The following is a 5,002-nucleotide window of genomic DNA, read 5'->3' as shown; positions in this document are numbered from 1 at the left end:
GCTTCGGGGACGCCTGGCTCCCCGCGCTGGCCGGCGCGGTGGGGCGCGTTTTAACCGTCGGCGAGGCGCTGCCGGTGGTCGAGCGGCACCTGGCGGACGTGTTCGCCGAGCTGCCCGAACCCGCGCTCACCCGCTGACCCGGGCCCGGGTCCTCGCCCGGGCTCTTCCCCGGGCCCCACTCCGGATTGCCCCCCGGGAATCTACCGGCCAGTAGCGCTGTTGCCCTGCGATTGCGGGGCAACAGGCCGCGCGAAGGCCTTACAACCACAGGCGTACCCTGGGGGTACCCCGTCTAGTTCTAGGAGTCGCACGTGTCCGCTGTCGCGCCCGACGGCAGGAAGCTGCTCCGCCTGGAGGTCCGCAACAGCGAGACCCCCATCGAGCGGAAGCCCGAGTGGATCAAGACCCGCGCGAAGATGGGGCCGGAGTACAACGCCCTCCAGTCGCTGGTGAAGAAGGAGGGGCTGCACACCGTCTGCCAGGAAGCCGGCTGCCCCAACATCTTCGAGTGCTGGGAGGACCGCGAGGCGACCTTCCTCATCGGCGGCGACCAGTGCACCCGCCGCTGCGACTTCTGCCAGATCGACACCGGCAAGCCCGCCGAGTTCGACCGGGACGAGCCGCGCCGGGTCGCCGAGTCCATCGTCACGATGGACCTCAACTACGCCACCATCACCGGCGTCGCCCGCGACGACCTGCCGGACGGCGGCGCCTGGCTGTACGCCGAGACCGTGCGCCAGGTGCACGCGCTGACCGCCGACCGCGAGAGCGGCCGCACCGGCGTCGAGCTGCTGATCCCCGACTTCAACGCGGTGCCCGAGCAGCTGGCCGAGGTCTTCTCCTCCCGCCCCGAGGTGCTCGCGCACAACGTCGAGACGGTGCCGCGGATCTTCAAGCGGATCCGCCCGGCCTTCCGCTACGAGCGCTCGCTCGACGTCATCACCCAGGCCCGCGCGGCCGGGCTGGTGACCAAGTCAAACCTGATCCTCGGCATGGGCGAGACCCGCGAGGAGGTCAGCCAGGCGCTGGCCGACCTCGTCGGCGCCGGCTGCGAGCTGATCACCATCACCCAGTACCTGCGCCCCTCGCTGCGCCACCACCCGGTGGAGCGCTGGGTCAAGCCGCACGAGTTCGTCGAGCTCCAGCAGGAGGCCGAGGAGCTGGGCTTCGCCGGGGTCATGTCGGGCCCGCTGGTGCGCTCCTCCTACCGGGCCGGGCGGCTGTACCGGCAGGCGCTGGAGCGGCGCGCGCAGGCCGCGGTCTGATCCGGCCGAGTCGGCTGGGTCGGCTGGGTCGGCCGGGCTGATTGAGCCAGCAGATTCTGATGATCCTGCTGATCCGGTGCTTTTGAGCCATCCGGTGCGCGAGCGAAGGGCGGAGCCTCGGCTCCGCCCTTTCGGTTTCACCGCACTTTGACTGCCTGGTCACCGCCTGGTAACACGGGATGGTGACGATGGACTCGTTGCGATCGTTCGATTCTTCTCAGCCACGAGGGGAGCTGTTCGGCATGCGGATGCGCATCCGGTCGGTGGGGGTCGCGCTGCGGCTCGCCGAGAGCGTCCTGCTGGCGGGTGGCCAGCAGCAGGCCCGGCGCAACGCCTGGGCGGCGGTCTGCGAGAACCGCCGGTACGCGGCGGACCGCCGACACGACGCGCGGGCGGCGACGACGTCACCGCCACGACGGTGACGTCCTCGACGGTTCTCAGCGGTTCTCGATGGTTCTCAGCGGTTCCCAGCGGTTCTCGACGGTGACGTTCTCGACGCGGCCGCGCCGGGGGCCGTTCGCCGCGGCCGACGGTCGCTGTGTGCGACGGCACAGGGCACACGAGTCACGGATCGAGGCGAACGGGTACCCGGGCTTGGATATCCCGTACCCGTGCCACGTACCATGAGCGTTATGGCGAGGGAAACATCCGAGAACCCCGGGCGACTGAAGCAGATCCGCCTGGCTTACACCATGACCAAGAAGGTCGACACCAAGATCGGCCTGATCATCGCCGGCGTCGGCCTGCTGACCTTCGGCGTGTTCCTCGCCATCGGCTTCGCAATCGACCACCCGATCTACCTGGGCATCCTGGGCTTCATCGTGGCCTTCCTGGCCATGGCGATCGTCTTCGGGCGCCGGGCCGAGCGCGCGGCGTTCGGACAGATGGAGGGGCAGCCGGGCGCCGTTGCGGCGGTGCTGAACAACATCCGACGCGGCTGGAGCTCCAACTCCACCCCGGTCGCGGTCACCCGCAACCAGGACGCGGTCTACCGCGCGGTGGGCCGGGCCGGAATCGCGCTGATCGGCGAAGGCAACCCGAACCGGGTGCGCCAGCTGCTGGCCTCCGAGAAGAAGAAGATGGCCCGGGTCGTCGGCGACGTGCCGGTGCACGACATCGTGGTGGGTACCGGCGAGGGCGAGATCCCGCTCAAGAAGCTGCAGATCCACCTGATGCGACTGCCCCGCGCCATCACCGCGTCCCAGGTCACCGAGACCAACGACCGTCTGCGCGCCCTGGGCGACCTGCTCTCCAAGGCGCCGATCCCCAAGGGCCCGATGCCCAAGGGTGCCCGGATGCCCAAGGGCGGCCAGGCCCGCTGACGCTCCCCCGACCACAACACTGAACGGCCCCGCCGCGGAGATCCCGCAGCGGGGCCGTTCAGTGTTGTGCGGCAAGGCCGTCCGGCCCTGGATCCAGGCTGGGTTCCGGACTAGATCCGGACCTCGACAGATCCGGACTAGATCCGGACCTCGACGGTGCCGACCGCCTTGTCGTGCAGACCGCGGGTGTCGCGGTCCCAGACCAGCGGCGGCACCACCAGGCAGAGCAGCAGGGTGCGCAGCAGCACCTGCGGGATGGTCGCACGGCCGCCGTCCAGGCGGATCACCCGGAGGCCGAACAGCCGCTTGCCGACGGTCGTCCCGGTGGTGGCGAGCAGCACCGCCGCGACCAGGAAGTAGAGCGGGCTGGTCCACAGGTTCGCCTCGGCCGGGCTGCCCTTGCCGATCAGCCCGTAGGCGATCAGGGCGACCAGCCAGCCGTCCACGAACAGGGCGCCGATCCGGCGGCCCGGGCCCGCGATCGAGCCGGGGCCCTCCTTGGGCAGGCCGAGGCGCTCGCCGCGGAAGCCGAAGTCGGCTCCCATCTTCTCGGCGGCCGCCTTCGGGCCGTCGATCCACGATCCCAACGCTTCTCTGGTGTCCACGAATCCACACTAACCGGGCGACCCGTCCGCGCCGCCACCGGCTCCCCCGAACGCCACGGGCGGGTGAATCGTGCCGCCGGAGCTTTCCAAGTGGTCCAGACCACTTATGGAGAGCCGAGCCTGACGGCGGTGCGTTTTGCCCCGTCCCGTACATCTTTGCCACCCGATCGGCGGGCGTGGTTAACATTTATGAAACGACCGGGTCACCGGCCGGAAACGGCCCGTTCCTAGGGTGAGCCCCATTCGCACGCCGAGGAGGATGGATGTTCAACAACGCCGCCGAAGTGAAGCAGTTCATTCAGGACAACGACGTGAAGTTCGTCGATGTCCGCTTCTGCGATCTGCCTGGCGTCATGCAGCACTTCTCCGTACCTGCGGCGACCTTCGACCCGTCCGAGATCCTGATGTTCGACGGCTCGTCGATCCGCGGCTTCCAGGCCATCCACGAGTCCGACATGGCCCTGGTCCCGGACCTCGCCACGGCTCGTCTCGACCCCTTCCGGGTCGAGAAGCACCTCAACATCAACTTCTTCATCCAGGACCCGGTCACCGGCGAGGCCTACAGCCGCGACCCGCGCAACGTCGCCAAGAAGGCCGAGGCCTACCTCGCCTCCTCCGGCATCGCCGACACCGCGTTCTTCGGGCCCGAGGCCGAGTTCTACGTCTTCGACTCGGTCCGCTTCGAGACCAGCGCCAACGCGTCCTTCTACCACATCGACTCGGAGGCCGGCGCCTGGAACTCCGGCGCCGCCGAGGGCGACGTCCGCGGCTACAAGGTCAAGTACAAGGGCGGCTACTTCCCCACCCCGCCGGTGGACCACTTCGCCGACCTGCGGGCCGAGATGTCGCTCGAACTGGCCAAGTCCGGCCTCGAAGTCGAGCGCCAGCACCACGAGGTCGGCACGGCCGGCCAGGCCGAGATCAACTACAAGTTCAACACCCTGCTGCACGCCGCCGACGACCTGATGCTGTTCAAATACATCATCAAGAACGTCGCCTGGCGCAACGGCAAGACGGCCACCTTCATGCCCAAGCCGATCTTCGGCGACAACGGCTCGGGCATGCACGTCCACCAGTCGCTGTGGACCGAGGGCTCGCCGCTCTTCTACGACGAGCAGGGCTACGCCGGCCTCTCCGACACCGCCCGCTACTACATCGGCGGCCTGCTCCGGCACGCCCCCTCGCTGCTGGCCTTCACCAACCCGTCGGTGAACTCCTACCACCGCCTGGTCCCGGGCTTCGAGGCGCCGGTCAACCTCGTCTACTCCCAGCGCAACCGCTCGGCCGCGATCCGCATCCCGATCACCGGCTCCAACGCCAAGGCCAAGCGCATCGAGTTCCGCGCGCCCGACCCCTCCTCCAACCCGTACCTGGCCTTCGCCGCCATGCTGATGGCCGGCCTCGACGGCATCCGCAACAAGATCGAGCCGCTGGAGCCGGTCGACAAGGACCTCTACGAGCTCGCCCCCGAGGAACACGCCAACGTCCCGCAGGTGCCCGCCTCCCTCCCGGCCGTCCTCGACGCCCTGGAAGCCGACCACGAGTACCTGCTCGCCGGCAACGTCTTCACCCCGGACCTGATCGAGACCTGGATCGACTTCAAGCGCACCAACGAGATCGCCCCCATCGCCCTCCGCCCCCACCCCCACGAGTTCGAGCTGTACTACGACCTGTAGAAGCTCCTCCGACCTGCGGAAACGCAGTTCGACCTCTCATCGTTTACACTCCGTCAAACCAAGTATTTGAAACGGGGAGTCCCTTCGATCTTAAAAAAAAGAGAAGCCACGCTCAAGCAATGTGGGGGGTGTTA

Annotated in this window: 5 protein-coding genes; 4 read left to right on the top strand and 1 reads right to left on the bottom strand. The window is 68.5% G+C overall.

Features of this window, described 5'->3' with window-relative positions; genetic code table 11:
* The first annotated feature begins 311 nt into the window (after positions 1 to 311).
* The 3 genes from lipA to ACFV6I_RS01380 all read left to right on the top strand — a co-directional run bounded on the left by lipA (position 312) and on the right by ACFV6I_RS01380 (position 2,587).
* Positions 312 to 1,265 carry a lipoyl synthase gene (gene lipA, locus ACFV6I_RS01390; RefSeq protein ID WP_063347320.1) on the top strand — a complete coding sequence of 318 codons (954 nt, stop codon included), beginning with the start codon at positions 312 to 314 and terminating at the stop codon, positions 1,263 to 1,265.
* Between the two features lie 242 nt (positions 1,266 to 1,507).
* Positions 1,508 to 1,687, top strand: coding sequence for a hypothetical protein (locus ACFV6I_RS01385; RefSeq protein ID WP_063351061.1), 180 nt, complete (start codon positions 1,508 to 1,510; stop codon positions 1,685 to 1,687).
* A gap of 210 nt (positions 1,688 to 1,897) precedes the next feature.
* Positions 1,898 to 2,587 carry a DUF4191 domain-containing protein gene (locus tag ACFV6I_RS01380; protein WP_063347321.1) on the top strand — a complete coding sequence of 230 codons (690 nt, stop codon included), beginning with the start codon at positions 1,898 to 1,900 and terminating at the stop codon, positions 2,585 to 2,587.
* A 137-nt stretch (positions 2,588 to 2,724) separates the two neighbouring features.
* Here the strand turns inward: ACFV6I_RS01380 and ACFV6I_RS01375 are convergent, their stop codons facing one another.
* Positions 2,725 to 3,192: an RDD family protein gene (locus ACFV6I_RS01375; RefSeq protein ID WP_350885262.1), complete on the bottom strand. Its 468-nt coding sequence runs from the start codon at positions 3,190 to 3,192 to the stop codon at positions 2,725 to 2,727.
* A 263-nt stretch (positions 3,193 to 3,455) separates the two neighbouring features.
* Here ACFV6I_RS01375 and glnA point away from each other — a divergent pair, with 263 nt between their 5' ends.
* Positions 3,456 to 4,868 (top strand): type I glutamate--ammonia ligase, encoded by a 1,413-nt coding sequence (gene glnA, locus ACFV6I_RS01370; protein WP_063347323.1) that lies wholly within the window; start codon positions 3,456 to 3,458, stop codon positions 4,866 to 4,868.
* Positions 4,869 to 5,002: the final 134 nt, after the last annotated feature.

Origin of the sequence: Kitasatospora sp. NPDC059803 (assembly GCF_042732255.1) — a bacterium.
Classification (GTDB): domain Bacteria; phylum Actinomycetota; class Actinomycetes; order Streptomycetales; family Streptomycetaceae; genus Kitasatospora.
Note: the sequence above shows the minus strand (reverse complement) of the source record. Positions and strands in the feature narration are given on the sequence as shown.